The 25,837-nt window shown below is 68.1% G+C and carries 25 protein-coding genes and 1 pseudogene; 17 read left to right on the top strand and 9 right to left on the bottom strand.

The features are described from left to right. The first annotated feature begins 1 nt into the window (after position 1). The 8 genes from G1H10_RS10920 (at position 2) to G1H10_RS10885 (ending at position 6,193) form a co-directional block, all read left to right on the top strand. Positions 2-595 (top strand): GNAT family N-acetyltransferase, encoded by a 594-nt coding sequence (locus tag G1H10_RS10920; RefSeq protein WP_163736792.1) that lies wholly within the window; start codon positions 2-4, stop codon positions 593-595. Continuing rightward, on the top strand, positions 592-1,221 hold the full coding sequence (locus tag G1H10_RS34495) for a CGNR zinc finger domain-containing protein (RefSeq protein ID WP_163736790.1): 630 nt from the start codon (positions 592-594) through the stop codon (positions 1,219-1,221). Before G1H10_RS10920 ends, G1H10_RS34495 begins: the two co-directional genes overlap by 4 nt. 113 nt (positions 1,222-1,334) lie before the next feature. After that, positions 1,335-2,297, top strand: a complete 963-nt coding sequence (locus G1H10_RS10910; RefSeq protein WP_163736787.1) for a phosphotransferase family protein — start codon at positions 1,335-1,337, stop codon at positions 2,295-2,297. Between the two features lie 206 nt (positions 2,298-2,503). Continuing rightward, positions 2,504-3,142 carry a sigma-70 family RNA polymerase sigma factor gene (locus G1H10_RS10905; protein WP_216853136.1) on the top strand — a complete coding sequence of 213 codons (639 nt, stop codon included), beginning with the start codon at positions 2,504-2,506 and terminating at the stop codon, positions 3,140-3,142. Continuing rightward, a complete protein-coding gene (locus G1H10_RS10900; RefSeq protein ID WP_163736785.1) occupies positions 3,129-3,386 on the top strand; it encodes an anti-sigma factor family protein in 258 nt (85 codons plus the stop codon). Before G1H10_RS10905 ends, G1H10_RS10900 begins: the two co-directional genes overlap by 14 nt. Before the next feature lie 32 nt (positions 3,387-3,418). Further along, positions 3,419-4,204, top strand: a complete 786-nt coding sequence (locus G1H10_RS10895) for a methyltransferase domain-containing protein (RefSeq protein ID WP_163736782.1) — start codon at positions 3,419-3,421, stop codon at positions 4,202-4,204. A gap of 201 nt (positions 4,205-4,405) precedes the next feature. Continuing rightward, positions 4,406-4,969 carry an OsmC family protein gene (locus tag G1H10_RS10890; protein ID WP_163736779.1) on the top strand — a complete coding sequence of 188 codons (564 nt, stop codon included), beginning with the start codon at positions 4,406-4,408 and terminating at the stop codon, positions 4,967-4,969. Between the two features lie 501 nt (positions 4,970-5,470). After that, positions 5,471-6,193, top strand: a complete 723-nt coding sequence (locus tag G1H10_RS10885; protein ID WP_163736777.1) for a PIN domain-containing protein — start codon at positions 5,471-5,473, stop codon at positions 6,191-6,193. Positions 6,194-6,234: 41 nt separating this feature from the next. Here G1H10_RS10885 and G1H10_RS10880 read toward each other — a convergent pair whose 3' ends face one another. After that, positions 6,235-7,674: a sensor histidine kinase gene (locus tag G1H10_RS10880; protein ID WP_163736774.1), complete on the bottom strand. Its 1,440-nt coding sequence runs from the start codon at positions 7,672-7,674 to the stop codon at positions 6,235-6,237. A gap of 350 nt (positions 7,675-8,024) precedes the next feature. On the opposite strand from G1H10_RS10880, the gene G1H10_RS10875 reads away from it, so the two are divergent. From G1H10_RS10875 to G1H10_RS10860, 4 genes are all read left to right on the top strand, one after another. After that, positions 8,025-8,255: a hypothetical protein gene (locus G1H10_RS10875; RefSeq protein WP_163736771.1), complete on the top strand. Its 231-nt coding sequence runs from the start codon at positions 8,025-8,027 to the stop codon at positions 8,253-8,255. Between the two features lie 72 nt (positions 8,256-8,327). Beyond that, positions 8,328-8,978 carry a response regulator gene (locus tag G1H10_RS10870; protein WP_312856566.1) on the top strand — a complete coding sequence of 217 codons (651 nt, stop codon included), beginning with the start codon at positions 8,328-8,330 and terminating at the stop codon, positions 8,976-8,978. A gap of 34 nt (positions 8,979-9,012) precedes the next feature. Continuing rightward, positions 9,013-9,489, top strand: coding sequence for an NUDIX hydrolase (locus G1H10_RS10865; protein WP_163736768.1), 477 nt, complete (start codon positions 9,013-9,015; stop codon positions 9,487-9,489). 86 nt (positions 9,490-9,575) lie between these two features. Beyond that, complete coding sequence (locus G1H10_RS10860) at positions 9,576-10,109, top strand: DUF1707 and DUF4190 domain-containing protein (protein WP_216853135.1); 534 nt, start codon at positions 9,576-9,578, stop codon at positions 10,107-10,109. A gap of 15 nt (positions 10,110-10,124) precedes the next feature. Here G1H10_RS10860 and xylB read toward each other — a convergent pair whose 3' ends face one another. From xylB to G1H10_RS10840, 4 genes are all read right to left on the bottom strand, one after another. After that, positions 10,125-11,522 carry a xylulokinase gene (xylB, locus tag G1H10_RS10855; RefSeq protein WP_163736762.1) on the bottom strand — a complete coding sequence of 466 codons (1,398 nt, stop codon included), beginning with the start codon at positions 11,520-11,522 and terminating at the stop codon, positions 10,125-10,127. 131 nt (positions 11,523-11,653) lie between these two features. Further along, positions 11,654-12,841, bottom strand: coding sequence for a xylose isomerase (gene xylA, locus G1H10_RS10850; RefSeq protein ID WP_163736759.1), 1,188 nt, complete (start codon positions 12,839-12,841; stop codon positions 11,654-11,656). Next, entirely contained in the window at positions 12,834-14,153 is a 1,320-nt protein-coding gene (locus G1H10_RS10845) for an ROK family transcriptional regulator (RefSeq protein ID WP_163736756.1), read from the bottom strand. Before G1H10_RS10845 ends, xylA begins: the two co-directional genes overlap by 8 nt. 209 nt (positions 14,154-14,362) lie before the next feature. Then, positions 14,363-14,800: a pyridoxamine 5'-phosphate oxidase family protein gene (locus G1H10_RS10840; RefSeq protein ID WP_216853134.1), complete on the bottom strand. Its 438-nt coding sequence runs from the start codon at positions 14,798-14,800 to the stop codon at positions 14,363-14,365. A 196-nt stretch (positions 14,801-14,996) separates the two neighbouring features. Between G1H10_RS10840 and G1H10_RS10835 the strand changes: the two genes are divergently transcribed. From G1H10_RS10835 to G1H10_RS10825, 3 genes are all read left to right on the top strand, one after another. After that, positions 14,997-15,908, top strand: a complete 912-nt coding sequence (locus tag G1H10_RS10835) for a universal stress protein (protein ID WP_163736752.1) — start codon at positions 14,997-14,999, stop codon at positions 15,906-15,908. Beyond that, positions 15,908-18,709: an HAD-IC family P-type ATPase gene (locus G1H10_RS10830; RefSeq protein ID WP_163736749.1), complete on the top strand. Its 2,802-nt coding sequence runs from the start codon at positions 15,908-15,910 to the stop codon at positions 18,707-18,709. Before G1H10_RS10835 ends, G1H10_RS10830 begins: the two co-directional genes overlap by 1 nt. 72 nt (positions 18,710-18,781) lie before the next feature. Further along, positions 18,782-19,483: a response regulator transcription factor gene (locus tag G1H10_RS10825; RefSeq protein WP_312856565.1), complete on the top strand. Its 702-nt coding sequence runs from the start codon at positions 18,782-18,784 to the stop codon at positions 19,481-19,483. Positions 19,484-19,516: 33 nt separating this feature from the next. Here G1H10_RS10825 and G1H10_RS10820 read toward each other — a convergent pair whose 3' ends face one another. Next, positions 19,517-21,214, bottom strand: a complete 1,698-nt coding sequence (locus G1H10_RS10820; protein ID WP_163736746.1) for a sensor histidine kinase — start codon at positions 21,212-21,214, stop codon at positions 19,517-19,519. A 247-nt stretch (positions 21,215-21,461) separates the two neighbouring features. On the opposite strand from G1H10_RS10820, the gene G1H10_RS10815 reads away from it, so the two are divergent. After that, on the top strand, positions 21,462-21,692 hold the full coding sequence (locus tag G1H10_RS10815) for a hypothetical protein (RefSeq protein WP_163736744.1): 231 nt from the start codon (positions 21,462-21,464) through the stop codon (positions 21,690-21,692). Between the two features lie 42 nt (positions 21,693-21,734). Here the strand turns inward: G1H10_RS10815 and G1H10_RS10810 are convergent, their stop codons facing one another. After that, positions 21,735-23,066, bottom strand: a complete 1,332-nt coding sequence (locus tag G1H10_RS10810) for a glycoside hydrolase domain-containing protein (protein WP_216853133.1) — start codon at positions 23,064-23,066, stop codon at positions 21,735-21,737. A gap of 302 nt (positions 23,067-23,368) precedes the next feature. Between G1H10_RS10810 and G1H10_RS10805 the strand changes: the two are divergent. Continuing rightward, a pseudogene (locus tag G1H10_RS10805) lies at positions 23,369-24,237 on the top strand (PEP/pyruvate-binding domain-containing protein); the annotation flags it as partial. A 213-nt stretch (positions 24,238-24,450) separates the two neighbouring features. Here the strand turns inward: G1H10_RS10805 and G1H10_RS10800 are convergent. After that, entirely contained in the window at positions 24,451-24,663 is a 213-nt protein-coding gene (locus tag G1H10_RS10800) for a DUF1918 domain-containing protein (RefSeq protein WP_163736742.1), read from the bottom strand. A gap of 154 nt (positions 24,664-24,817) precedes the next feature. Beyond that, positions 24,818-25,837, bottom strand: a complete 1,020-nt coding sequence (locus tag G1H10_RS10795) for an ABC transporter permease (RefSeq protein ID WP_163736739.1) — start codon at positions 25,835-25,837, stop codon at positions 24,818-24,820.

Genomic DNA, 25,837 nt, shown 5'->3' with positions numbered 1-25,837 from the left:
CATGCAGCCCGCAGCGACACGCACGGTGAACCTCACAGTCAGGCCGCTGACGTCCGACACCTGGGATGACTTCGAGACCGTCATGGGCGCCAACGGCGGAGCCCGCGGCTGCTGGTGCATGCACTGGCGCCTGAGCATCGAGGAGTGGATGGAGGGCAAAGGCGACGGCAACAAGGCCGCCATGCGGAATCTCGCCGCACGTGAGACTCCACCGGGGGTCGTGGCGTACCTGGATGACGAGCCGATCGCGTGGTGCGGGTTCGGCGACCGATCCGAGTTCCCGCGCATGCAGCGATCCTCACTGCTGAAACCCATCGACGACGAGCCCGTCATCTCTGTGACGTGCCTGTTCGTCAAGAAGGGCCATCGCGGGGAAGGCCTGTCCTCCGAGTTGATCGTCGCCGTGTGCGACTACCTCGCCGAAACCGCTGAGGCACCGACGGTCGAGGCCTATCCGGTGGAACCGGCCGCGGGTCGCAGGGCGGGTGCGGACAACGCGATGACCGGTATAGCCAGCGCGTTCCGCGCCGCCGGGTTCACCGAGATCGCTCGTCCGCGACGCGATCGCCCCGTGATGCGATACTCACTGCGGTGAGCACGCCCACCGCCTGGAGCGAGGACCACTTCATCGCCGGTGAGGTCGCACTCGACTTCGCGAACACCGTCTACCGCCGCACACCGGAGATCGGCGCCGAACTTCTCGACAGCGCCGACGCCCTGACTGGCTGGCTCCGTCGCGCCGAGCTGTTGCCCGCACACGACGACGCGGAGCACGGCTTCGACGACGCGGGGCACGGCTTCGACGACGCGGGGCACGGCTTCGACGACGCCGCGGCCGCACTGCGCGAGGCGCGCGGCATACGTGAGCGCTTCTGGGCGATCTTCGAGGCGCAGCACGACGGTCGCGAGTTGCCTACGAACGCCCTCGCCGGTCTCCTCGATACGGCGCGCCGCGGCATCGACGGCAACGTCGCCGTGGGCCCAGACGGTTCCACGACGCCCCGCACCGCTCACGGTGCGCTCACCGTCCTCGCGCTGCGCGGAATCCGGCTGGCATTGAGCCCATTGCCGCAACCGGTGCGTGCCTGTGATCGCTGCGGCTGGTTCTTCATCGACACCTCCCGCGGCCGTCGTCGCCGGTGGTGCAGCATGAAAACCTGCGGAAACCAGGCAAAAGCGGCACGCTACCGCTCTGCCCACCCTGGATCGGCCACGCGGTAGGCAAGCGTACGCAGACTCGTTCGGCTGGGCCGGCCCTGACCATCGGATGAGCGACCGGAAGTTCTTCGCCCGGCCCCTTCCGCAGTGGATCATGCCCCGGCGATACTGTCTCGATGGACAGCCGCACTAAGCGCCGCCTTCCCGCGGCCGAACTCGTCGAGCTGGTCAAACGTGCCACGGGGATGGGCGCGGATGTGGCGTCCGAGTTCACCGACGGATACTTCAACGCGGTGTACGCGGTGACGTTGGACGACGGCCGGGATGCCGTGCTGAAGATCGCCCCCGACCCCGCGGTGACGTTGCTGCGGTACGAAGTCGATCTCATGCACGCGGAGTGGGAGTTCTTCGCCCGGGCGGCGGAGGTCGGCGTTCCCGTTCCCGGTGTCATCGCCGCCGACCCGGACGAGGGATACCTACTCCTGGAACGGCTGACCGGAACGTCGCTGGAGAGCACCAAGCGCTCGATGACCGCTGCTCAGCTCGAAACCGTCCGCCGCGAGCTGGGCGAGCTCTGCAGCCGGCTCGGACGGGCCACCGGGCCGGTCTTCGGCTATCCACGCCGAGACGGGCACAGCCAGTCCGACCGCTGGCGGACCTCATTTCTGACGATGGTGGACGACATCCTGACCGATGCCGTGGAATACCAGCGTGAACTGCCCGCGCCCGCGGGCACCGTCAGACGGCTGATCGCGCAGCGCGCCGACGTGCTCGACGAGGTGACGACGCCCGTGCTCGTCCATTTCGATCTGTGGGACGGAAACGTGTTCGTCGTTCCGGACGGCGACGGTTACCGCGTCGAAGGTGTCATCGACGGCGAGCGCGCTTTCTACGGCGATCCGATCGCCGAGCTCACCTCACTCGCCATCTACACCGACCCGGCCCAGATGCCGGGACTGCTGGACGGGTTCCTGGGTCGACCGCTGACCGGATCCGAGTCGACGCGGCTGCGCCTCTACCGCATCTATCTCTACCTGATCATGGTGACCGAGGGCGCGACCCGCGACTATCCGGACGAGTACGAGCCGATCCGGCGGTTCACCTTGCAGCACCTGGACACCGAACTCGGCCGCCTCTGACCACGCCTGGCACGCGCCGGCAGGGGCGCCCGCCGTGTGTGATGGCTGCCGGTGGTGGCGCCCATCGTCGTCGGCGGCGGGTGCGTGAGCCCTGTTGCCGGGGCAGGCGCTGCGGCCATACTTGAGCAGATGGAACTTTTGGTTCGGTAATGCGTCTGCATTGGTAAGGGAAGAACGCATCCGACATCGAGATGGCGAGGTTCCTCATGGCCGACGTCGCAACCGCGCCGATGGACCGAACCGATCAGGCCTGGTTCGCCGATCAGATCACGGCGCTACTACCGGACCTGTACGGAGCCGCGGTGCGCCTGTGCCGAGACCGTACCGAGGGAGAGGACCTCGTCGCCGAGGCGGTCGCCAAGGCGTGGGAGGGGTTACCGAGTCTGCGCACGCGCAACGCCTTTCGCGGCTGGGTCTTCCGGATCCTCACCAACACCTACATCTCGCAGTACCGGTCGAGTCGCACACACGGCGACATCGAATCCCTGGATGCCGACGACGACGCGTTCTCCTTGTTCGAGCAGCTGCACCAGCCCATCCTGCTGTGGTGGGGAAATCCCGAGCAGGACTTCCTCAACCGATTGCTGCGGGATGAGCTGGTGCAGGCCATCGATCGGCTGCCGGACTGCTTGCGGACCGTCGTCATCTTGATCGACGTCCAGGCCCTGAGCTACCGGGAGGCGGCGACAGCGCTCGACGTACCGGTCGGCACGGTCCGATCCAGGCTGGCACGTGCTCGCAGCCGGCTGCAGAAGGCGTTGTGGGAGAACGCGCACGACGCCGGCATCACCACGGGACCAGCACCGTCCCGGCGAGAGGAAGAAGGGCCCGATGACGGGGACTGAGATCACCAGCTGCACCGAAGCGCTACGCCTGCTCGCCGCCTACCTCGACACTGAGCTGGAGGAGCACGAGCACGGCGAGATGGAGAGACATCTTCAAAGGTGCCGGAGCTGCTACTCCCGCGCGGAGTTCGAGGCGCACCTGAAGGCCAGCATCGCCGAACTCGCGCATGAACCGGTGCCGCCCCGACTGTCAGCGCGGGTGCACACGCTGATCCGCGAGTTCACCGTCGCGGGCGACCGCTAGACACCCACATCACCGAATTGGGGGGAAATCCCATGGTCGTCATCACCTCAGACCAGAGAGACGTCATCTTCGACGCGGTCCGCACCATGTACACGGCGGTCGCGGACCAGCCGGAACAGGAGTACCACTTCCCGACGGGGCGGCGGGCCCTGGACTACGTCGGTTATCCGCCCGAATACTTGGACCGGTTGCCGGCCGCGGCGATCGAATCGTTCGCCGGTGTGGGATACCCGTTCGCCGCCGAGGTGCTGCGCACGGGTGACACCGTCGTCGACATCGGTTCCGGTTCCGGGACGGACCTGCTGCTGGCCGCGCAGCTGGTCGGTCCGGAAGGCTACGCGGTCGGCATCGACATGACCGCTGCCATGCGCCAGAAGTGCCTGGCGACCGCTCGCTCGGCCGGTCTGATCAACGTGGACGTGCTGGAGGGCAACGCCGAGTCCATCCCGCTGCCGGACGCGTCGGTCGACGTCGTCACCAGTAACGGCGTGATCAACCTGGTACCGGACAAGCGGGCGGCGATCGCCGAGATCCACCGGGTATTGCGCCCCGGCGGCCGGGTGCAGCTGGCCGACATCGTCGTCACCGATCTGCCGTCGGCGGCATGCCGCGCCAAGCCGCAGCTGTGGGCGGAGTGCATCGTCGGGGCGACCACCGACATCGACTACCTGGACATGTTCCGCGCCGCCGGATTCGCTGAGGTCGATGAGCTCAGCGGTCTCGACTATTTCGCCGCCAGCACCAGCGACTCGACCCGGCAGACCGCCCGAGGCTTCGGTGCGCACAGCATGGTGATGCGAGCCGTCAAGCCCGGGTAGCACGCCGCGGCAGCGCACGGAGCCGCGGTCGCACACCCGGTAGCCACGCCCCTGCCCCTTGCCCTTTGACCCGCCGCGACACGAGCGGTACTCAACCAGTCCCGAGAGCACACACCAACGGTTCCGGCAACCGGCCTGGACCGACGGGCAGCGCTGTGCCAGCACCGCTGCCCACCACCACCGATCAGAAGGAGGACGACGATGTCCACCACCACCCAAGAGACCCACAACGGCGTCAACGTCACGCAGCTTGTCGAGACCGTCGGCGCCATCCAGAACGACCCCGAGCTGGCGACGTTCCGGTTCCGCGCCACGAACACCTGGCTAGGCGGTGGCCACAGCCGGACCTCCATCGACGGGTTCTGGGGCGCCGGCCAGGAGGATGCGTCCCGGCAGGAGCCGTTCACACTCGACGGCGACGAACCGCCGGTGCTGCTCGGCAGCAACCACGCACCCAACGCCGTCGAAGCGGTACTGCACGCCCTGGCGTCCTGCCTGAGCGTCGGGTTCGTGTACAACGCGGCGGCCAAGGGGATCGAGGTCCGGAGCCTCGACTTCGAACTGGAAGGGGAGCTCGATCTGCACGGCTTCCTCGGGCTGTCGGAGGACACCCGGGCCGGGTACCAGAACATCACGGTGACCTACCGGGTCGACGCCGATGCGTCCCCGGAACAGATCGACGAGTTGTGCGGCTACGTGCAGCGGACCTCACCCGTGCTGGACATCATCCGGAACCCGGTGCAGGTCACCGTCGCCCGCGCCTGAGCTACCGTACGCGGCCGATCTACTTGACATCGTCTCTGCCATGGGCTCGACGATGTCAGTAGATCGTGTCCGCCGCCCGCCGAGCTCACGGGCGACAGCTGAGCGAGCCAGACCTAGATCATCGCCACCCGCCGACCCCTGATGGGAGCGGCGGGTTCTGTTTGCCCGAGAGACACCTGCTACTCCGATACACCTCCATGGGCACATCTGCTCGTATCGAGCGGATCTGTTGACGCCGCGAGTCGGCCGCCAGTCCGCTTGGCATGTCTCATCGCATCCGAGACGCGCGTAGCCTCACCGGCGCTATGGGGCGCGTCCTGCAGCTTGCCATAGCTCCTCGCCGTAGTCATCCGCTCACGGAGTAAAGCGTAAGCAGATGCGCCCATAAGATCGATTAGCTGTGATCATTGGGATTTAACAAGATCGACCAGCGATACTCAGCGTCTACACGTCTCGTCCGGGGTTGTGTTGACGTTCTCTCATTGGAGGTATACATTGAACGTGTTGCCACCCGCCGGTCCTCCGGGAACGGCGGGTTTTTCTTTGTCGACCCCTGTACTCGCCTATGTGGTGATCGACTATCAGAACATCCACCTCACGGCACACGACCTGTTCATGTCACGGCGAACTCCCCTCAAAGGAAGTCAGATCCATCCGGCCGCGTTCGCAGAGCGCATTCTCGCGGTGCGGCCGCACCAGGGTCCAGGCTCTGCTCGCGTTCCTGCGGTCATCCTTCATGAAGTGCTCGTCTTTCGAGGCCAGCCCAGATCCGACCGCGAGCTGCGTATGTACAGTGTCGTTGAGGCTCAACGGGCCGAGTGGTCCCAAGATGACCGGGTCAAGTTGTTCTTCCGTCCGTTGAAGTATCCCCGGCGCTGGCCGGACGAACCCGCTCGCGAGAAGGGCATCGACGTGGAACTGGCGCTGATGGTGTTGACGACTGCGGAGGACACGCGGTCGTCCGTCGTCATCCTCGCCACGCACGATACAGACCTGGAACCCGCGCTCAAGGTCGCGTTCCAACGCAAAGGCCAAGGCGTGCAGCTCGAGACCGCCGGATGGCTGGGTGGCCGACGCCTCGCCGGTGATCTGAACCTGCGGCACACCAGGCTCGACGCCGCCGACTTCAAGCTCGCCGTCGACCCCAAGGATTATTCGGCCCGTGCGAGAAAAGCCGGCCAGAAGCGCCGAGTCATGCCCCTTGGCGTCACGCCGTCTTCGTAGGTACTCCAGTCGGTGCCTGCGCGGGACGGAGAGTACGGACGTCACCGAGACACATGGACGCGTACCGTCGCGCCGGCGCCCGGCGCACTGCGCACGTCGAGACCGCCACCGACCTCCTGCGCCCGGGCGCGCATGCCGATCAGTCCGAACCCACTGCCGCCGTCGGTGCTGTCCGGATCGAAGCCGTGACCGTCGTCGGAGACCGTCACGGAGGCCGGCCCGTCACCGTTCCCATACAACGAGAGAGTGACCTGCACGCGAGTGGCCCCCGCGTGTTTCCGGACATTCGCCAGTGCCTCCTGGACGGTACGGAGCAGCACGATCTCGCGGGACATCGGCAGCCGCATGGCCTCACCGTCGTCCAGGCGTTCGACCGCGTCGCCGGAGAGCTCCACCTGCACACCGGTCTCCGCGGCGAACCGCTCGGTGACCCGCCGCACCGCGTCCGCCAGCGACGCCTGCTGCAGGTCGGCGGGGGCCAGCGCATGAATCAGCGCCCTCGCCTCGGCCAGGTTCTCGCGGGCGGTCTCCTCCAGCAACGCCAGACGATCCCGCACCGCCTCCGGGCGGCGTTCCAACGCGACCTCGATGGCCTGCGACAACGCCAGGATGCTGGTGAAGCCCTGGGCGAGCGTGTCGTGGATCTCGTGTGCGAGGCGCTGCCGTTCTTCCAGCACACCGCGGGCACGTTCGGTCTCGGCCAACTCCGACCGGGTCGCCTCCAGCTCGTCGATCAATGTCGCGCGACGTTCCGCCTGGCGGACCATGCCGACCATGAGCAGGCCGACCAGGAGTACCAAGCCCGCCTGCATCACCGCGATCGGCGTGTACCGGGCGGCCGCCTCCCACCCCCATCCGGCCACGTGCAGCTCGACCAGGGCTTCGCCGGTGGTCACGATGACGGAGGTGACCGCCGCCGCCCGGGGTGTCAGGAACGCCCAGACCTGCGGAAACATCGCGAACAGTAAGAAGTACGCGGGCGTGCTCCCGTCGGCGATCAGAATGATCGAGTAGAAGCCGCCCCACGTGACGGTCAGATACCCGGCCGCAGGCCAGCCTCCGGGCCCTTCGAACAGGTGACGGCCGACCAGACCGTACGCCGCCATCATGAACGCGAGCACCCCGAGGATGGCCCACCGTTGCGACCAGCTCGTACCGCCGCTGACGGTGGTGGTCAGCATGGCGAGCGACAGCAGGCCGACGTACAGCAGGTGCCAGAACGGCAGGATCCGCTCCCACCAACGGTCGAAATCGGCCATGCCGCCGTCGGCTACGGCCTGGGCGGCCCCGTGTTGGGCGACTCCGTGTTGTGCGTGCTGGCCGGCGCACGCGACGTCGTCGGGCCTCGTGTGTGAAGCGGGACGCGGCAGCGGCCCGATGATGTCCGCATCACCGGGCTCACGACGGTCTGCCGGCGCCCCCACGCTCCCGATCCTGGCATACTCGACGGTCTGGACGCTGAGGTTACCGCTCGACACCATGCCCTCAGCCTGTCGTGTCCCGGGTGCGCGCGGCCAGCATCGGGAGACTGAGACGGGTGTCCACCGATCGGTGGACCCGCGCCGATCCGCCAGCACGCGGCCGGGCGTCACGCCTCCGGCCGGCACGCGCCCGGGCAGTACGCCACTGTGCCAGCGCGTGGTGTGCCAGCGCGTGGTGTGCCAGTACGTATGATCTGCCAATACGGTGCCGCGCGCACCAGCAGGTCTTACGCCGCCGCCCGCGGCCTTAGGCATCCTGAGGCCACCTTAGGTCTGATCGGTCCACCTCAGACCCGCCCCTAAGGTGGGCACTCGCCGTCAAAGATGCGGCACACGTCCGATGTGCCGACATGGGTCTTACGACGACTCTGGTGTCATCAGCGGACGAAGCGGACGGAGACACCGAGATGAACCCCTACAACGAGGCGATCTTCAAGACCATACACGAGCAGCGGGCGCGGGAACTGCAGGAAGAAGCACGGCTGCGCGGGGTGGTGCGGAAGCAGCGCGGCAAGTGGCGGTTACGTGCCCGCGACGTCGCAGCCGAACCCGCCACCACTCCGCGGCCCCGAGCGATCTGAGCACGGCGGGTACGTGCAGGATCGGCCGTGTTCGTGCTCAGGCCATCACTGTTCTTCAGTAGCGTTGTCTCCGTGGCGACGCTCCGGATATTACTGGTCGATGATCACCCGGTGGTCCGTACAGGACTCGCCGGGATGCTGACCGCAGAAGCCGACCTCGACGTCGTCGGGGAGGCCGCGAACGGCGAAGAGGCCGTGGCGATGAGCCGTCGGCTCGCCCCCGACGTCGTGCTGATGGACCTGCGGATGCCGAAGATGGACGGCGCCACCGCCACGGCACAGATCGTCGCCGACCAGCCGGGCACCCGCGTTCTCGTGCTCACCACGTACGACACGGACGCGGACATCGTCCGCGCGGTTGAGGCCGGCGCCACCGGCTACCTCCTCAAGGACACCCCGCGCACCGCACTCGCAGACGCCGTCCGAGCCGCCGCGCGGGGCGAGACGGTGCTGGCGCCACCGGTTGCGGCGCGGCTGATGAATCGCATGCGCGCACCGTCGCCGCCGACCCTGACGCGTCGCGAGTCCGAGGTTCTCGGCGCCGTCGCCCGTGGGCTGTCCAACGCCGACGTCGGGCGCGAGCTGCACATCGGCGAGGCCACGGTCAAGACACACCTGTTGCGCATCTTTGCCAAGCTCGACGTCGACGACCGGACAGCCGCCGTCACTCGGGCTTACAGCCTGGGGATTCTCCCTCCCCCGACGCCGGCCAGCGGGTCGTAGTACCCGGTCCGGCAGCGATCGGCATGATAGGCACATGACTGCCAGAACCAGCGCCGGGCTTCTGCTCTTCCGCCGCACCGCAGCGGACGTCGAGGTTCTCCTCGGGCACATGGGTGGACCGTTCTGGGCCCGCCGAGACGCCGGCGCGTGGTCCGTGATCAAAGGTGAGTACGACGACGGCGGCGAGGAGCCGATCGCCGCGGCCCGCCGGGAGTTCACCGAAGAGCTCGGGCTGCCGGCCCCGGACCTCGATACGGACGCCATCGAGCTAGGCGACGTCCGCCAGTCGAGCGGCAAGATCGTCACCGCCTGGGCCGTCGAGGCTGATCTCGACCCTGAGCAGATCACGCCCGGTACGTTCGAGATGGAGTGGCCCAGAGGTTCGGGCCGGATCCGTGAGTTCCCGGAGATCGACCGCGTCGAATGGTTCCGGTTCGACACCGCCCGTAACAAGATCATCACTGCGCAGCAAGCCTTTCTGGACCGGCTGGAGCACGTGCTTCAGGCGTGAGTCCGCATCCGGGTCGGCAGCGTCTAAGCTGGAGAGTAGAGCTCGCCGGCCCGGGGGGAGATATGTACGACCAAGCGTGGCACTCCATGCGGGCATCCGACGCTGACCGCGAACGAGCGATCAACGTGATCAAGGCGGCCATGTCCGAGGGACGGATCACCTGGGACGAGCACGGCGCCCGGGTGCAGCGGGTGATGAACGCCCGCACCTACGGGGAGCTGGAGAGCGTCGTCCATGACCTGCCGTCCGGAGTCAACCCGGCGGCACCACAACCGATGCCGCCACGCCCGGGTACCCTCGGTCCCGCCGGGGTCGGGCCAGGGCAGGCGCTGACACCGATGCAGCCCATGCCCGGGTGGCAGCCCGCCTACGTCGCTCCCGCGCGCAAGACCAATGACCTCGCCATCGCGTCGGTCGCCTGCGGCGGATTCGGCTTCGTCACCGGTATCAGCGCTATCCCGGCCATCATCACCGGCCACATGGCGCTGGCGAAGATCAACCAGACCGGCGAGGAAGGCCGCGGCCTCGCCGTCGCCGGCCTGGTGATGGGCTACACCGTCACGGCCGGGATGCTCATGATGATGATGATGGTGTTCGGCCTGCTCTTCGGCATGGGCTAGCGGCCGATGGCGCCCCTAGTTCCGCGCCGTCTCTGGATGCATCCGCACCCGGGCGGCGGCATAGGCGTCGCGGATGGCCTCGGCCGAGCCTTGCGGCTCGAGGACCGTCTCCACCCCGACGCTCCACTCCGGCGGCTCCGCGCCACCGGCCAGTGCCCAGGCTGCCTGGCGTGCCGCGCCCAGCGCGACGTACTCGCCCGGCGTCGGCACTGACACCGGCACACCGAAGACGTCGGGCGCCACGGTCCGCACCGCCTTCGACTGGGCCGCTCCGCCGATCAGCAGCACCCGCTCCACCGGCACGTCGTGCTCACGCAGCGCGTCGACGCCGTCGGCCAAGCCGCAGAGCATGCCTTCGACGGCCGCCCGGGCCAGATTCTGCGGCGTCATCGAGTCGCGGGTCAGCCCGGCGAGCGTGCCCGTGGCGTCCGGCAACACCGGCGTGCGTTCACCGTCGAGATAGGGCAGCAGCACCAAGCCACCGGCCCCCGCCGGCGCCTCCAGAGCGAGCCGGTTGAGTTCGGACAGGTCCGCGCCGAGCATCGCCGCCGCCGCGGACAGTACCCGGGCGGCGTTCAGCGTGGCGATCAGGGGCAGGAAACGCCCGGTCGCGTCGGCGAACCCGGCCACGATCCCGGAGGCGTCGGCTACCGGCTTGTCCGAGGTGGCGAAGACGGTGCCGCTGGTGCCCAACGAGACGACGACGTCACCCGGCGCCATGCCCATGCCGAGAGCGGCCCCCATGTTGTCGCCCGTGCCCGGCGCCACCACGGCATCCGACGATGTCCGGCCGACGACCTCGGACGGCGCCGCCACCCGAGGTACCCCGATCTCCCGGCCGAACGCCATGCGCAGCAGGTCCGGCCGGTATTCGCCGGTGGCGGCCGACCAGTAGCCGGTGCCGGAGGCGTCGCCGCGATCCGTCGTCGGCTCCTCCGGGCGGCCCGCGAGCTGCCAGGTCAGCCAGTCGTGCGGGAGCATGACCTGTTCGACACGCTGGGCCGCGGACGGTTCTTCCTGGGCGAGCCAGCGCAACTTGGTGATGGTGAAGCTGTTCACCGGCACCAGGCCTACGGCGTCCGCCCATGCTTGCGGCCCGCCGAGCTCCGCGGTGAGGTCGCGGGCGGCGCCGGCCGACCGGGTGTCGTTCCACAGCAGCGCCGGCCGGACCACCTCACCGGCGGCGTCGATCGCGACCATGCCGTGCTGCTGGCCGCCGACCGCCACGGCGTCGGCGCGGTCGAGCAGCCCGTCGCCGGCCTGCATGAGCGCATCCCACCAGGCTTGCGGGTGCACCTCCGTGCCGTCCGGGTGGTCGGCGCGGCCCGTTTCGATGATCTCGCCGGTGTCCGCGTCGACCAGCACCACCTTGCACGACTGGGTCGACGAGTCGATCCCTGCCACCAACGCCATATCCCTTACCTCCCTTTCCGTCCCCACCACTAAATGATCATGTGAAGTAGGTTTCTTCGTGCACCAACAGGTCTGTAGGCATGGTAGTGCTGGAGAAAACCTACTTCACATGATCATTTGGAGCGGCGTGGTTAGCGGGCGCCGACGACGTGCTCGAGGGCCAGCTGGTTCAGGCGGACCACGCCGTAACCCTGGGCGCCGGCGGCGTCCGCGTCGTAGTCCTCGTAGGCCGACCGGTCGGCGAGCAGGTCACGGTAGCTCTCCCCCGCCCCGAGCGTCGGCTCGGACAGTTCCAGCACCTTGGTCGCGGCCAGCGCCTCCTTGACCTCCGGATCCGCCCGGAACGCGGCGGCGCGCTCCTTGAGCAACAGGTAGGTCCGCATGTTCGCGGCTGCCGATGCCCACACGCCGTCGATGTTCTCGGTGCGCAGCGGCTTGTAGTCGAAGTGCCGCGGCCCGTCGTACGCCGGACCGCCGCCGAACGGCCCGTGCTCCAGCAGGTCGACCAGGAAGAACGCGTTCAGCAGGTCGCCGTGGCCGAAGACCAGGTCCTGGTCGTACTTGATGCTGCGCTGCCCGTTCAGGTCGATGTGGAACAGCTTCCGCTGCCACATGGCCTGCGCGATGCCGTGCACGAAGTTCAACCCGGCCATCTGCTCGTGGCCGACCTCCGGGTTCAGCCCGACCATGTCGGAGTGTTCCAGGGTCGAGATGAACGCCAGCGCGTGGCCGACCGTGGGCAGCAGGATGTCACCGCGCGGCTCGTTCGGCTTCGGCTCCAGCGCGAACCGCAGGCCGTATCCCTGGTCGATCACGTACTGGGCGAGCGTGTCGACACCCTCCCGGTACCGCTCCAGCGCGGCGACGACGTCCTTAGCCGCGTCCGACTCGGAGCCTTCGCGCCCGCCCCACATCACATAGGTGGACGCACCCAGTTCAGCGGCGAGGTCCATGTTCCGCATCACCTTGCGCAGCGCGAACCGGCGCACGGAGCGGTCGTTGCTGGTGAATCCGCCGTCCTTGAAGACCGGGTGGGAGAACAGGTTGGTGGTGACCATCGGCACCTTCAGCCCGGTCTCCTCCAGCGCGGCCTTGAACCGGTCGATGTGCCGCTGCCGCTCGTCGTCGGCGGACCCGAACGGGACCACGTCGTCGTCGTGGAAGGTCACCCCATAAGCACCGAGTTCGGACAGCCGGTGCACGGACTCCACCGGGTCGAGCGGCGGCCGGGTGGCCGGCCCGAACGGGTCCTGCGCCGGCCAGCCGACGGTCCACAGGCCGAAGGTGAAACGATCCTCGCGGGTTGGCTGATCAGCCATCTCTCTTTCCTTTCGTGCGTGGTGCAGGACTGGACTCGACGCGCGCCGACGCAGCGCCGTCGCGCGCGGACAATGAAGCTGTGAGCACGCCGTCGGGATCGGCGAGCAACGGCTCGAAGGCGAGCTCGGCCGCGCCGATCAGCGACGACTCAGGTCCCAGTGCGGCCGGGACCAGCTCGACGGTGGGCGGTGTGAGTGCACGCGTCTTGAGTACTTCGACGACGGCCGCCTCGAAGACGTCGAACGCGCGCCCGTACATGCCGCCCAAAACGACCCGATCCGGGTCGAAGACGTTGACCAGGCCGGCCAACCCGATGCCGAGCCACCGACCGACCTCTTCGGCGGCGCGTACCGCCTGCGGATCGCCCGCCTTCGCGGCGGCGACCACGTGGGCGACCGGATCGGTCGGCTGCTCCGGCCGCTCGGACTGCTCGTGGCCGGCCAGTCGGAGGAAGGTTCGCTTCCCGGCTTCCGTCTCCCAGCACCCCCGGCCGCCGCACCCACAGGCCCGGCCATCCGGGTTCACCGGCAGATGCCCGAGTTCTCCGGCGTAGCCGTTCGCGCCGGTCAGCCGCCGTCCGCCGACGACGACGCCACCGCCGATGCCGACCTCTCCGGAGAGATACAGCACGTTGTCGAAGCCCTGGGCGGCGCCACGCGCGTGTTCGGCCAGCACACCCAGATCGGCTTCGTTGGCCACCAGCACCGGCACATCCGGACCGATCACCGCCCGGCTGCCGCCGGCGACTGCCGTGGGCACCCTGAGCTCGTCAGCGACGAGCTGACCCAGCGGCACGTCCGCCCAGCCGAGGTTGGGAGCGATGTGCACGAAACCGTCCTCACCACGGACGAGACCGACGATCGCGACGCCGACCCCCATGATGACCTGCGACGGACGCACCAGCTCAGCGGCGACGTCGCGCACCTGGCGGACCAGCACGGCAGGCCGCACCGCAGCACCGTGCGCCAGATCGATGCGCTGCTCGGCGTGGATGCGCCCGCCCAGACCCACCGTCGCCACCGTGACGAAGTCGACGGCGATCTCGACCGCGAGGACGACGAGCCGGCCCGAGCGCACGGCGACCATCGGCGACGGTCGGCCACGCGTCCCGCGGTGATCCGCGTCGCTCTCCCGCACCAGGCCGAGCGAGCCGAGTTGCGCCACGAGCGCTTTGATGGTGCTGCGGTTCAGGTCGGTTCGCATGGCCAGTTCCGACCGCGACAGCGGCCCGGCGAGGTGCAGCTGACGCAGCACGACGCTGAGGTTGTGCCGCCGCACCGCCTCGTGCGTGGAGCCCTGTTCGATCCGCACCGGTCACCGTTTTCGATATACCCACAACAAATTAGCTCGAACGTAATCCCCGGGGGTCATCGGCGTCAAGAGTGAGCGGTGGATCATTCCGGGCATGGTCCGCGGTCCGCGGTAGCGGCCGAGGCGGCATCACACGTGCCGGCATCACACGATCGGGGCCATCACACCGGCCCGCATCACACGGTCGGGGCCATCACACGGCTCTGGCATCACACAGCCGGAGCCCAGGGGTTGATCCGACGCCCGCGCACGATCTCCGGCCTGATCCGGATGTAGTGCGGCCTGGGCCCCAGCGCCCAGGGCGTCAGCCGAAGGGCCGCGATGCGGCCATGCTCGTCCTGACCGACAGCCTCGGCTCGCCCGATCAGCACCACCGACCACCCGCTCAGGGTCTGCTCGTCATAGCTGTCCGCCTCGAACGCCACCACCGCGGAACGCGCGGCAGCGGCCAGTTTGGAGCCGGCACCGGTGCGGATCACGACGTCTTCACCGTCCAGGATGAAGTTGACCGGCTGGATGGCCGGTAACGCCCCCTCGGTGAACACGATGCGCCCGATCGGCACACTCCCCACCAACTCATAACACTGTTCCCGGCTGAGCACCTCCAGCCCGGCCGAGTCCACGTCTACACGCATATCCGCACTCACGAATACAGCATCCGCCCGCAACAACCCGGTTCATCAGGGCCGAAAGTCACCCCCTGACCTGTCGAAGTGTTCTCACCGCGCGGCCGGTTCCGGCAGGGTCCAAAGTCCCCGGCCTTGGTGACCCTTGCCTGCCGTTGAACAGTGCCTGTTCCGGATAAGAACGAAGTAGAGAATCCCGGCCGGAGAGAGGTTCACCATGGGACAGATCGTCGTCGGTATCGACGGCTCGCAGGACAGCGAGAACGCCCTGCGTTGGGCCGTGAACGAGGCGCGGCGATACGGCGACACGCTCGTCATCCTGCATGCCGTGCACACGCCTGTGGTGGCGGTTCCGTTCAGCAGTACGGTCATGCTGCCGCCCACCGCGGAACTGGAAGCCTACGGAAACGACCTGCTCAAGGCTGCCGTCACACAGATCGAGGACGTCCTCCCCAGGCCAGATATCCGCACCGAGCTGGTCGTCCAGCCCCCGGTGCTGGCGTTGCTGGCTGCTGCGGAGAAGTCCCGGATGATCGTCGTCGGCCATCGTGGGCTGGGCAGCCTCGGTGCGGCGTTCCTGGGATCGGTCAGCATGCGCCTCGCCGCGCGGTCGGCATGCCCGACCGTGGTGGTCCGTGCCGATCATGACGTGGACGGGTCGGGACCGGTGCTCGTCGGCGTGGACGGGTCCGAACACAGCGACGCGGCCGTGCGATTCGCCCTGAGTGAGGCTCAACGACGCAGCACCGCGGTCCGGCTACTGCACGCCTACCGAGCGCGCCCCGGGTCGTCACCGATGGAGGACGTGGATACCCCCGCCGACATGCCGGCCGGCCGACGCGCGCCGGATCGCGAGGCTGCCGAGCACCACGTCGACGCCATCCTGCGCCGACACCTCGACGCCATCCCGGAAGGTCTCCGGGTCACCGCCGACGTCACGCCGTTGGACCCGGCGGAGGCCTTGATCGCCGACAGCAGCGGCGCCGCGCTGACCGTCGTCGGATCGCGCGGGCGCGGGGCCTTGCGCGGCCTCCTGCTCGGGTCGGTGAGCCAGCGGGTTCTGCACGCGGCGCACAGCCCCACGGTGGTCGTCCACGACGGCTCCGCCGATCCGGACGACGACGCCTGATGGCCACCGCCACGTCGGCCCGGAACGAATCCGGACGCGCTCACCACGAACTGCCCGTCCACGAGGTCTTGCTGCTGTTCGACACCGACCATGAGAGCGGCCTGAGTGAGAAGGAGGCGGCCGAGCGCCGCGACCGTTTCGGCCCGAACGCCCTGCCCCGGCTCGACCGTCGCGGCCCGATCGTGCGGATGTTGCTGCAGTTCCACAACCCGCTGATCTACGTGCTACTCGCCTCCGCGGTCGCGACCGTGCTGATCGGAGAACTGGTGGATGCCAGCGTCATCCTCGGCGTCGTCGTGCTCAACGGCATCATCGGCTACGTCCAAGAGGCTCGCGCGGAGAAGGCGCTCGACGCGCTGGTGTCCATGGTCCGTACCGAGGCGACCGTCATCCGCAACGGTGCGCGGCGCCGCATCATCTCCGACGACGTCGTCCCCGGCGACCTGATCGTGCTGGAAACCGGCGACAAGGTGCCCGCCGACCTGCGGCTGTCGGCCGTGCGAGAACTGCAGATCGACGAGTCGGCACTGACCGGAGAATCGGTCCCGGTCGCGAAACAGCAGATGGAGCTCCCTGCGGACACCACCTTGGGCGACCGCCTGAACATGGCCTACTCCAGCAGTCTGGTGAGCCGCGGCCGCGGCCGCGGCATCGTGGTGGCGACCGGAGCGGACACCGAGATCGGCACCATCCACCGCCTGGTCGGCGAGGCGAAGACGCTGCAGACGCCGCTGACCCGCAAGATAGCCCGGTTCAGTCGAGCACTCACGGTGGCCATTCTGGGTCTCGCCGTGGTGGCGTTCCTGCTCGGCGTCGTGCGTGGGGAAGGCGCCGCCGACATGCTCACGGCCGCCGTCGCGCTGGCCGTTGCCGCCATTCCGGAAGGTCTCCCAGCAGTGGTGACCATCACGCTGGCCATCGGCGTCGCACGGATGGCCCGTCGGAGGGCGATCATCCGCAAGCTGCCGGCGGTGGAGACGCTCGGCAGCACCACGGTGATCGGCACGGACAAGACCGGCACGCTGACCAGGAACGAGATGACGGTCACCACCATCGCGACCCGATCGTCCAGCCGGCACGCGCTCCGCTACAACGTCACCGGCGCCGGTTACGCGCCCGAGGGCGAGATCCGTCCGGCGGCGACGACCGCCGACAGCACGCCGGACACCGTCACGACGGCGACGCTGCCGGCCCACCCGGCCCTGCACGCCTGCCTGCTCGCCGGGGTGCTCTGCAACGACTCGCGCCTGACCATGAACGACGACCGCTACGGCGTGATCGGCGATCCCACCGAGGCAGCCTTGATCACGGCGGCGGCCAAGGCCGGCATCGACCAACTCGCCGCGCAGGCGCAGTTTCCGCGCCTCGGCGCGCTACCGTTCGACTCCGGGCGCGGTTACATGGCCACGTTGCACCGCCGGCCGGACGGCAGCCTCGTCGCCTATCTGAAGGGCGCCGTGGAGCGGATGGTGAGCATGGCCGCGCACCAGCTCGACGAACACGGCCACACCGTTGCGCTCGAGCCGGACGCGGTCATCGCGGAGATGGAGCGGCTCGCCTCCTCCGGCTTGCGGGTGCTCGCCCTCGCGTCGATGGAGTTCCTGTCCACCGAGCCGGAACCGCCCGAACTGACCGAAGAGCTGTTCACCGGCAGGCTCACCCTGCTCGGGCTGCAGGCGATGTTCGACCCGCCGCGGCCGGACGCCATCGAGGCCGTCGCGACCTGCCTTCGGGCCGGCATCGAGGTCAAGATGATCACCGGCGACCACGCCGCCACCGCCCGCGCCATCGCGGAGCGCTTCGGCCTGGGTGATCACGACGGACGCGGCGTCGTCATCACGACGGGCCGAGAGCTGGCCGCCTACTCACAGCCAGAGCTCGCCGAGGCGGTGCGCCGCACCACCGTGTTCGCACGGGTCAGCCCGGAGCAGAAGCTACGACTCGTCGAGGCCATGCAGGCCGACGGGCATGTCGTCGCGATGACCGGCGACGGCGTCAACGACGCGCCGGCCCTGCGGCGCGCCGACATCGGGGTGTCGATGGGCGTCAGCGGCACGGAAGTGGCGAAGGAAGCCTCCGACATGGTCCTGACCGATGACGACTTCGCCTCGATCGAAGCCGCCGTGGAGGAGGGTCGCGGCGTCTTCAACAATCTCCGCAAGTTCATCACGTTCACGCTGCCGACCAGTATGGGGCAAGGTCTGGTGGTGCTCGCCGCCATCGTGCTCGGGACCCAGCTGCCGATCCTTCCGGTCCAGGTGCTCTGGGTGAACATGATCACTGCCGTGGCGCTGGGTCTGGTACTCGCGTTCGAGCCGGTCGAACCCCGGGTGATGACGCAGCCTCCCGTTCCCCCGTCCCGTCCGCTGCTCACCAGGGATCTGGTCATGCGGATTCTGCTCGTGTCCGGTGTCCTGCTGGCCGGCGCGTACTGGGCGTTCGAGTGGGAGCTGGACCACGGCGCGTCGCTGGAGGAGGCGCGGACCGTCGCGGTCACCGTCTTCATGCTGGTGCAGGCGGCCTACCTGTTGAGCTGCCGCTCGCTGGAGAGGTCGTTCGTCCGGGTCGGCGTGTTCAGCAACCCGTGGGTGGGCGTCGGCATCGGTACGATGCTGGCGCTGCAGGCACTGCTGACGTACGCCCCGTGGATGAACGAGTTGTTCCACACGGCGCCGATCGACGCCGCCAGCTGGCTCCGCGCGCTCGCCTTCGCCGTCGTGGCCTACCTGGTGGTCGGTGCCGAGAAGACGATCCGGCGCGTCGCCGCTGATCGGGCCGACAGGCGGGTGCGTGACGTCTGACCGGCGGGATGCCACCGACTCGGGACTTTCGGACCTGCCCATCGGCCTGCCGTGGGCGATAATGTCGACAGTGTGACCGATGAGAACATTGCTGAGGGCACTACCGTGGGTGACCGCGTGATCAAGGTGTTCCTGCTCGACGACCACGAGGTGGTCCGTCGGGGCGTCGCCGCCGTGCTGGAGTCCGAGCCCGACATCGAGGTGGTCGGTGAAGCGGGCACCGCGGATCAGGCCGTCGCGCGCATACCCGCGCTGCGGCCGGACGTCGCCATTCTGGATGTGCGGCTGCCCGACGGCGACGGCGTCACCGTCTGCCGAGAGGTACGCTCCCGGATGCCCGAGCTGCACTGCCTGATGCTCACCTCGTTTGCCGACGACGACGCGCTGTTCGACGCCGTCATGGCCGGTGCGTCCGGATACGTGCTGAAGCAGATCCACGGCACGGACCTGGTGGGTGCGGTACGGGCGCTCGCCGCGGGCAAATCGCTGCTGGACCCGGAGAGCACGGCACGCATGTTGGACCGGCTGCGCCACAAGGCGGACCGGCCGGATCCGCTCGCCGCGCTGTCCGAGCAGGAGCGGAAGATCCTGGATCTCATAGGCGAGGGTCTGACCAACCGGCAGATCGGCGAGCGGATGTTCCTGGCGGAGAAGACGGTCAAGAACTACGTGTCCAACCTGCTGTCCAAGCTGGACATGAGCCGCCGCACCCAGGCGGCCGCATTGGCCGCACAGCTCAAAGCCGAGTCGACCAAGAGCGACCGGCACTACTAGGCGCCCTAGGCGGACAATTCACCAGATACGCGATCACCTCACCGGGACCTGCCAGCGGAGCATGGTCCCGGCGCCCTTCTCGGACTGCACATCGAAACTGCCGTCGCGGCGATCCGCACGCTCGGCCATGTTGGCCAGCCCGCTGCGTCGGGGTCGCTCCGGGACCCCGACGCCGTTGTCCTCGACCTGCAGCCGCAGTGTCCCGTCCGAGACGGCCAGCCGCACGTTCACCTTGGACGCCTGGGCGTGCCGGGCGACGTTCGACAGCGACTCCTGCAGCACGGCGGTCAGATCCTGTTCCACGTCCTCCGTGACGGCCGTGTCCAGGAGCCCTTCCATCTGCAACGACGGCGCGAAACCGAGCTGTTCCGTCGCCGACTCGACGAGCGCCACCACGCGCCCGCGCAGCGTCGCCGTCGCCGATTCCCGGGCCGGTTGCAGGGCGAAGATGGTGGACCGGATCTGCTTGATGGTGGTGTCGAGGTCGTCCACGGTGCGCTGTACCCGCTCGGCGACCTCAGGGCGGTCGATCAATCTGACCGCTGCCGTCAGCGTCATCGCGCTGGCGAACAACCGCTGGACGACGACGTCGTGCAGGTCCCGGGCGATCCGTTCGCGGTCGTCGACCAGGCCGTGCCGTTCGGTCTCCTTGCGCGCATCCGCGAGCTCCAGCACGACGGCGGCCTGGTCGGCGAACGCGCTGAGCATCCGCAGCGTCGCCGGATAGAACGGCGACCCTCCTCTACGTTTAGACAGCAGGAGCACGCCCCGAGCATGCTGCTTCGTGCCCAGCGGCACGATCAGGCCCGGACCGGACGGCAACCTTTCGACCAGCGGTGACGGTTCGCCACCCGTGCGGAGTTCGTTGACCGCACGCGGCTCCCCCGCTTCCATCACGGCACCGGCCAGGGTCCCGGTCGAGGAGAACTCCACATCAGCCAGTTGTTCGGCGCGCTCCCCGTCGACGGCGAGCACCGTCATCAGGTCCATCGCACCGCCCGGCACGGCCACCACCGACGTGTCCGCGCCGGCCATCTCCCGGGCACGCCTGGCCACCAACCGGAACGCCTCGTCCAGCTCGGTACCGGACAGCAGTGCCTGAGTGAGCTCGGCTGAGGCGTTCAACCAGGTCTCGCGGCGTCTCGTCTCGTCGTAGAGACGGGCGTTCTCGATGGCGATCCCGGCCGCCGTCGCCAGCGCCGACACGATGGTCTCGTCCTGCTCGTCGAAGTCCCGGTCGCCGTTCTTCTCGGTCAGGTAGAGGTTGCCGAACACCTCGTCCCGGACTCGGATCGGCACGCCCAGGAAGTTGCGCATCGGCGGGTGCCCAGGTGGGAACCCGTACGACTCCGGGTGGTCGGAGATCTCCTGTAACCGCAGCGCCTGCGGCTCCTTGATGAGCATGCCCAGCAGTCCGCGGCCGTGTGGCCACTCGGCGATCCGCGCGATCTCCTCCTCGCTGAGACCCACCGGAATGAACTGGGCCAGCTGGCCGTCGTCGCCGATGACGCCCAGCGCTCCGTAACGGCAGTCCACCAGGTTCGTCGCCGATTCCACGATCCGTCCGAGGACCGTCTCCAGTTCCAGGTCCCGGCCGATCGCCACCACGGCTTCCAGCAGCGAATGCACGCCGTCGCGCGCGGCCACAACCGCCTGCAGCCGCGTCTGGACTTCTGTCAGCAACTCGTCTAGCGGCAGCTTCGGCAGCAGTTGCCCGGCCTCGTGATCCATCCTCTTATGCCTTACCCTCCCCTGGCATTCAGCCTAGTCTTTCACTCCTGACCTGCACTGTCGAGTGCTCCCCGGGCCGAGCACGTCTCACGGCGAAGACTCATGTTCCACACGAGTGAACCCAATGCAGTCGCCAGGCGTCCAACACCATGCGGGAACGTGACTCGCCCAGGCGATCGAAGCTTAGGCCCGCACCGCCGTGGGTAGGTCTCTGCACGAGAGCGAAAGAGGAAGAGGACGGGACGAGATGTCGAACAGCATTGGCCACGAGACGATGCGCACCAGCTACGGACGCACAGTTGAGGTCGGCAGGCTTCGGCTGCCCGGCCTGACGGCTCCGGTCGACCGCGTCATCCTCGATGTCCCGCGGGACAACCCGGAGTACGACGACCTCTGGCTCAGCCTCAGCCCGCAGGAGGCGCGCGAACTGGCCGCGCGCCTGATGCGGCACGCCTCCGAGGCGGAATCCGCCGACTGATCGTCACCGCCACGCACGCCGTCGTGGGTACGACGCGGATCGTCACGGGCACCGCGGGATCGGCGCGCTCCAACTGGTGTCGGACCTGTTGGACACGTAGTAGTCACTGACCCATCGCCCGTCCGAAAGCCGGTTCCACACACTCGAGGTCTGCACCTTGCTGCCGCTCTTCTGGCACATCACCCATGCGAGCGAACCTCGTGGTAGCGGCGTGCCGGTCTTCGGATATGACGAGCCGGGCCCCGTCCTGGCGTTCAGCGCCACCTTCGCGGTCACCTGACCCGGATACGTGCACCGCGGCAGCGCCGACGAGAAGCCGGTGCTGGACGAGGTGGAGACGTAGTAGTCGCTGACCCAGGTGCCGTTGCTCAGCCGATCCCAGACCGCGCTGGTGCCGACCTTCTGACCGTGGCCCTGACACGTCACTCGTAGTGTGCTGCCGGGGGCGTGTGTGCGCACCACCGGGTACGACGTCGACGGCCCACTGCGCGCGTTCAGCGCTGTGCTGCTGGTGACCTTGTACGAGCGGGCCACCAGGGCTACCGGCGCGTTCAGCGAGTCGCTGTCGATGTTCAGCCGCACGCCTGCCCACGTCTCGTCGTGATCGCCGCGATACTGTTTCGCACGCTGGTGTACCGCCCAGTGCGAGTCGGGCGCGGTCGGCCACCCGGTGAGCGATGTGTTCCCGTCCCACCGCGCCATCCACACCGCGTCCGGGCGTGCGTAGGTGGTGGAGTTGTACGTATAGGACAGGTCCCGCAGGCCGGAGTCCTGATGGACGTAGACACCGGCCAGGTAGCCGGACGCGTGCAGCGTCGTCGTCCACGCCGAGACGTAGCGACGCACCGCCCTGCGGCAGTCCGCGTTCGTACGGTCATAGTGTTCGACGTCGGCGTAGAGCGCGCTGCCGGGCAGCAATCCCAGATCCTTCGCGTTGCCGACGGCGATCTGCGCACCCAGCCGCCCATAGTAGGCCGCGTTCGACGCCGTGTAGCGGTACGGCTTGCTGGAACCGAACTTGCAGAACGGCTGCCGACCGAAATAGGTCGGCAGCAGCTTCCACCCCATCGCGGCGACCTCGCGCACCCACGCAGCCGTCAGGTTCGGTTGGGTGCAGCCACGGTTGATTCCACCGAAGTAGATGTTCACGGTCCGATACGGTGACGACTTCCAAGCCCGCAACGCGTCGAGCGACGGCGCGGTACAGGTGTCGAAGCCCAGGCCGCCGGCGCGATTGGCCGACGATCCGGTTGGATACCTGACCGGTGTGTCCGGTTCGGCGGCAGCAGGGGAGACCAGAGCGCCCACGGTCAGCGCGAAGGCCGCCGTCGTGGCACACACGGCTGCGTACATGAGACGGATACTGCTGATCATGGCCATGCACCCCCATGGGCTGCCCTTGCCCTACTCCGATTATCCGCCCGATGCGCTGCAATGACGCCCGTTCCGTGCGGACTATCTCGGCGGTCTCGTCGGGCAGGAGACCCGAGGATTCGCCATCGACGTTCGAGACGGCGCCGTGCTCCGCGCTCGCGTTCGCATGCGGATCTGGACCTGGCCCCGGACCGGACCTGGCCAGACCTTAGCCGACCGTTCCGGGACCTTGGGCTCTATCTCGCGCTCACCTGCTGCGACGACGGTAGAAGCAAGGAGTGGCACGCGTCTGCGGAGGTCCCATGAACACCAACGGTCACGGGTACGTGTACGAGTTCGCCGAAGGCGACAAGGATCACAAGGATCTCCTGGGTGGGAAGGGCGCCAACCTCGCCGAGATGACCAATCTCGGCCTGCCTGTGCCTCCGGGATTCATCATCACCACCGAAGCGTGCCGCTATTACCTGGCCCACGGCGAAGAACCACCCGGGCTCCGCGACGAGGTCGACGTTCATCTGCGCCGGCTGGAGAGCGAGCGCGGGAAGGCACTGGGCGCGGCAGACGATCCGCTCCTGGTCTCCGTACGCTCGGGGGCGAAGTTCTCCATGCCCGGGATGATGGACACCGTCCTCGACATCGGACTGAACGACGCCTCCGTCGTCGGGCTAGCCGCCGAGGCCCGCGACGAGCGATTCGCCTGGGACTCCTATCGCCGGCTGCTGCAGATGTTCGGCGACACGGTGCTCGGGGTGGACGGCGGGCTGTTCGCCACCGCGCTGGAGCTCCGCAAGCGGGCGAAGAACGCCGCCAGCGATCTCGACCTCGACGTGACCGATCTCAAGACACTGGTCGAGGAGTTCAAGCAGATCATCATCGACGAGACCGGACGCGAGTTCCCTCAGGATCCACGGGCCCAGCTGGACATGACCATCCGAGCGGTCTTCGACTCGTGGAACACCGAACGGGCGCGGATCTACCGCCGGGCAGGAACGCATCCCCGCATGATCTCGGCACCGCGGTCAACGTGATGGCGATGGTGTACGGCAACCTCGGCCTCGACTCGGGCACCGGAGTGGCGTTCACGCGGGACCCTGCCACCGGCAAACCCGGCATCTACGGCGACTACCTGCAGGATGCGCAGGGCGAGGATGTCGTGGCCGGGATCCGCAACTGGGGCGTCGACATGTCCTCCGCGGGCGCCAAGCTGCGCGACGTCGTCGCGGCGATCATCGGCGGCGGCCTCCGGCTCCCGCATCCACGCTGTGCATCACGCAGGCGTGCTTATGCGCATCCGTAGTGATCTCATCGAACGGATCGATCGGCGCATGCATCGGTCGAGTGTGTCCATGTGGTGAATCAGGACCCGCCATGCTGCGGGCGCTCGTCACTCCCCGGTTGCTCGTACCGTGTCGGCGAGGTGCCTGACCATGGCGTCGCGGCCCGGGTACACCAGCGCGGGACGGCCGCTGTCGTCCCAGCGCACCACATACGGCGGTGCGCCGGCCGGACCGTGGACTTCGATGATCTCCCCGTCGCGGACACGTTTGCCCAAGTAGCGCTCCCAGATGAGCAAACGGTCGCCGATCTGCGCGTGCATGATGTCCTCGCTTCCTCCCCCATATCCACGGTGACGCGGTTCCGCCCGCCGCGACAGGGCCGAACGTCACTGGATCTGCCATGATCATCAAGGATCCGCGGTGCCATAGCGCCTCGAATACTCGATGATCATCGCTGTCCGGCGGGCTTCGGGGTCAGCTGCGCATTCGTCGGCTGATCAGCGTCTGCATCACCAGCGAGACGATGATGATCAGGCCGAAGAACAGCTGCGTGTAGAAGCCGGAGATACCGGCGCTGATGACGCCCGCCTGGATCGAACCGACCATGAGCGCGCCGAGGAAGGTCCCGAAGATCGTGCCGATTCCACCGAAGACCGACGTTCCGCCCAGGAACACCGCGGCGATCGGGAGCAGCAGCGATCCATCGCCCAGGGTGGGCCATAGGTACGACGACTGCATGCTGGCCACCATGCCGCTGAACGCCGCGACGACGCCCAGCGTGCCGAACGCGGTCATCTTGACCCGCGTCACCCGGATGCCCATCAGCCGGGCGCTGTCCACGTTGTCCCCGACGACGAAGAGGTGTGCACCGTAGCGGGTGCGGTTGAGCACCACCCAGAGCAGCACGCCGATGATGACCATCCACACGAACTCGTTCGGGATGCCGGCGGTCTTGCCGTTGAGGACGTCGCGCAGCGTGCCGAATGCGTCGTCGGTGAGCGGCACGCCGGTGCCGTCCAGCAAGGCGAGTTCGATGCCGCGGAAGAAGAACATCGTGCCGAGCGTGATGACCAACGACGGGATACCGAGCACCGCCACCAGGAACCCGTTGAACAGTCCGCAGGCGAGGCCCACCAGCAGGCATGCGAGTATCGCCAGCAGGACGCTGCCGGTGAACTCGTGCACCCGGACGAACCCCACCATGCCGAGCGCCATCACCGAGACGAACGACAGGTCCATCTCCCGCGTGATGACGACGAAGGTCAGCGCCAGCGCCATCATGCCCCACAGCGGTGTGGTGATGCCGAAGGCACTGTAGATCCGCGAGTTCAAGAACACGTCCGGCGCCGCCACGATGAAGATGGTCCACATCACCACGGCGATGCCGATCGTGCCCGTGGTCAGCGCATGTCGCCGCAAGAACAACCGAGGGGTGATCCGCGGCACCGCCTCGGCCGCGACCTCCTCGCGCGGCGGAATACCGGTCTTGGCCAT

It is taken from the genome of Phytoactinopolyspora halotolerans (assembly GCF_010550675.1).
GTDB lineage: Bacteria > Actinomycetota > Actinomycetes > Jiangellales > Jiangellaceae > Phytoactinopolyspora > Phytoactinopolyspora halotolerans.
Note: the sequence above shows the minus strand (reverse complement) of the source record. Positions and strands in the feature narration are given on the sequence as shown.

Bases quoted from the DNA above. Each gene is read 5' to 3' on its own strand.
- G1H10_RS10835 (WP_163736752.1), top strand. From the start codon at position 14,997: ATGGGACAGATCGTCGTCGGTATCGACGGCTCGCAGGACAGCGAGAAC.
- G1H10_RS10815 (WP_163736744.1), top strand. From the start codon at position 21,462: ATGTCGAACAGCATTGGCCACGAGACGATGCGCACCAGCTACGGACGC.
- G1H10_RS10900 (WP_163736785.1), top strand. From the start codon at position 3,129: ATGACGGGGACTGAGATCACCAGCTGCACCGAAGCGCTACGCCTGCTC.
- G1H10_RS10905 (WP_216853136.1), top strand. From the start codon at position 2,504: ATGGCCGACGTCGCAACCGCGCCGATGGACCGAACCGATCAGGCCTGG.
- xylB (WP_163736762.1), bottom strand. From the start codon at position 11,522: ATGGCGTTGGTGGCAGGGATCGACTCGTCGACCCAGTCGTGCAAGGTG.
- G1H10_RS10875 (WP_163736771.1), top strand. From the start codon at position 8,025: ATGGGTCTTACGACGACTCTGGTGTCATCAGCGGACGAAGCGGACGGA.
- xylA (WP_163736759.1), bottom strand. From the start codon at position 12,841: ATGGCTGATCAGCCAACCCGCGAGGATCGTTTCACCTTCGGCCTGTGG.
- G1H10_RS10795 (WP_163736739.1), bottom strand. From the start codon at position 25,837: ATGGCCAAGACCGGTATTCCGCCGCGCGAGGAGGTCGCGGCCGAGGCG.
- G1H10_RS10865 (WP_163736768.1), top strand. From the start codon at position 9,013: ATGACTGCCAGAACCAGCGCCGGGCTTCTGCTCTTCCGCCGCACCGCA.
- G1H10_RS10820 (WP_163736746.1), bottom strand. From the start codon at position 21,214: ATGGATCACGAGGCCGGGCAACTGCTGCCGAAGCTGCCGCTAGACGAG.
- G1H10_RS10830 (WP_163736749.1), top strand. From the start codon at position 15,908: ATGGCCACCGCCACGTCGGCCCGGAACGAATCCGGACGCGCTCACCAC.
- G1H10_RS10880 (WP_163736774.1), bottom strand. From the start codon at position 7,674: ATGGTGTCGAGCGGTAACCTCAGCGTCCAGACCGTCGAGTATGCCAGG.
- G1H10_RS10800 (WP_163736742.1), bottom strand. From the start codon at position 24,663: ATGCACGCGCAGATCGGCGACCGTTTGCTCATCTGGGAGCGCTACTTG.
- G1H10_RS10810 (WP_216853133.1), bottom strand. From the start codon at position 23,066: ATGATCAGCAGTATCCGTCTCATGTACGCAGCCGTGTGTGCCACGACG.
- G1H10_RS10860 (WP_216853135.1), top strand. From the start codon at position 9,576: ATGCGGGCATCCGACGCTGACCGCGAACGAGCGATCAACGTGATCAAG.
- G1H10_RS10920 (WP_163736792.1), top strand. From the start codon at position 2: ATGCAGCCCGCAGCGACACGCACGGTGAACCTCACAGTCAGGCCGCTG.
- G1H10_RS10910 (WP_163736787.1), top strand. From the start codon at position 1,335: ATGGACAGCCGCACTAAGCGCCGCCTTCCCGCGGCCGAACTCGTCGAG.
- G1H10_RS10895 (WP_163736782.1), top strand. From the start codon at position 3,419: ATGGTCGTCATCACCTCAGACCAGAGAGACGTCATCTTCGACGCGGTC.
- G1H10_RS10890 (WP_163736779.1), top strand. From the start codon at position 4,406: ATGTCCACCACCACCCAAGAGACCCACAACGGCGTCAACGTCACGCAG.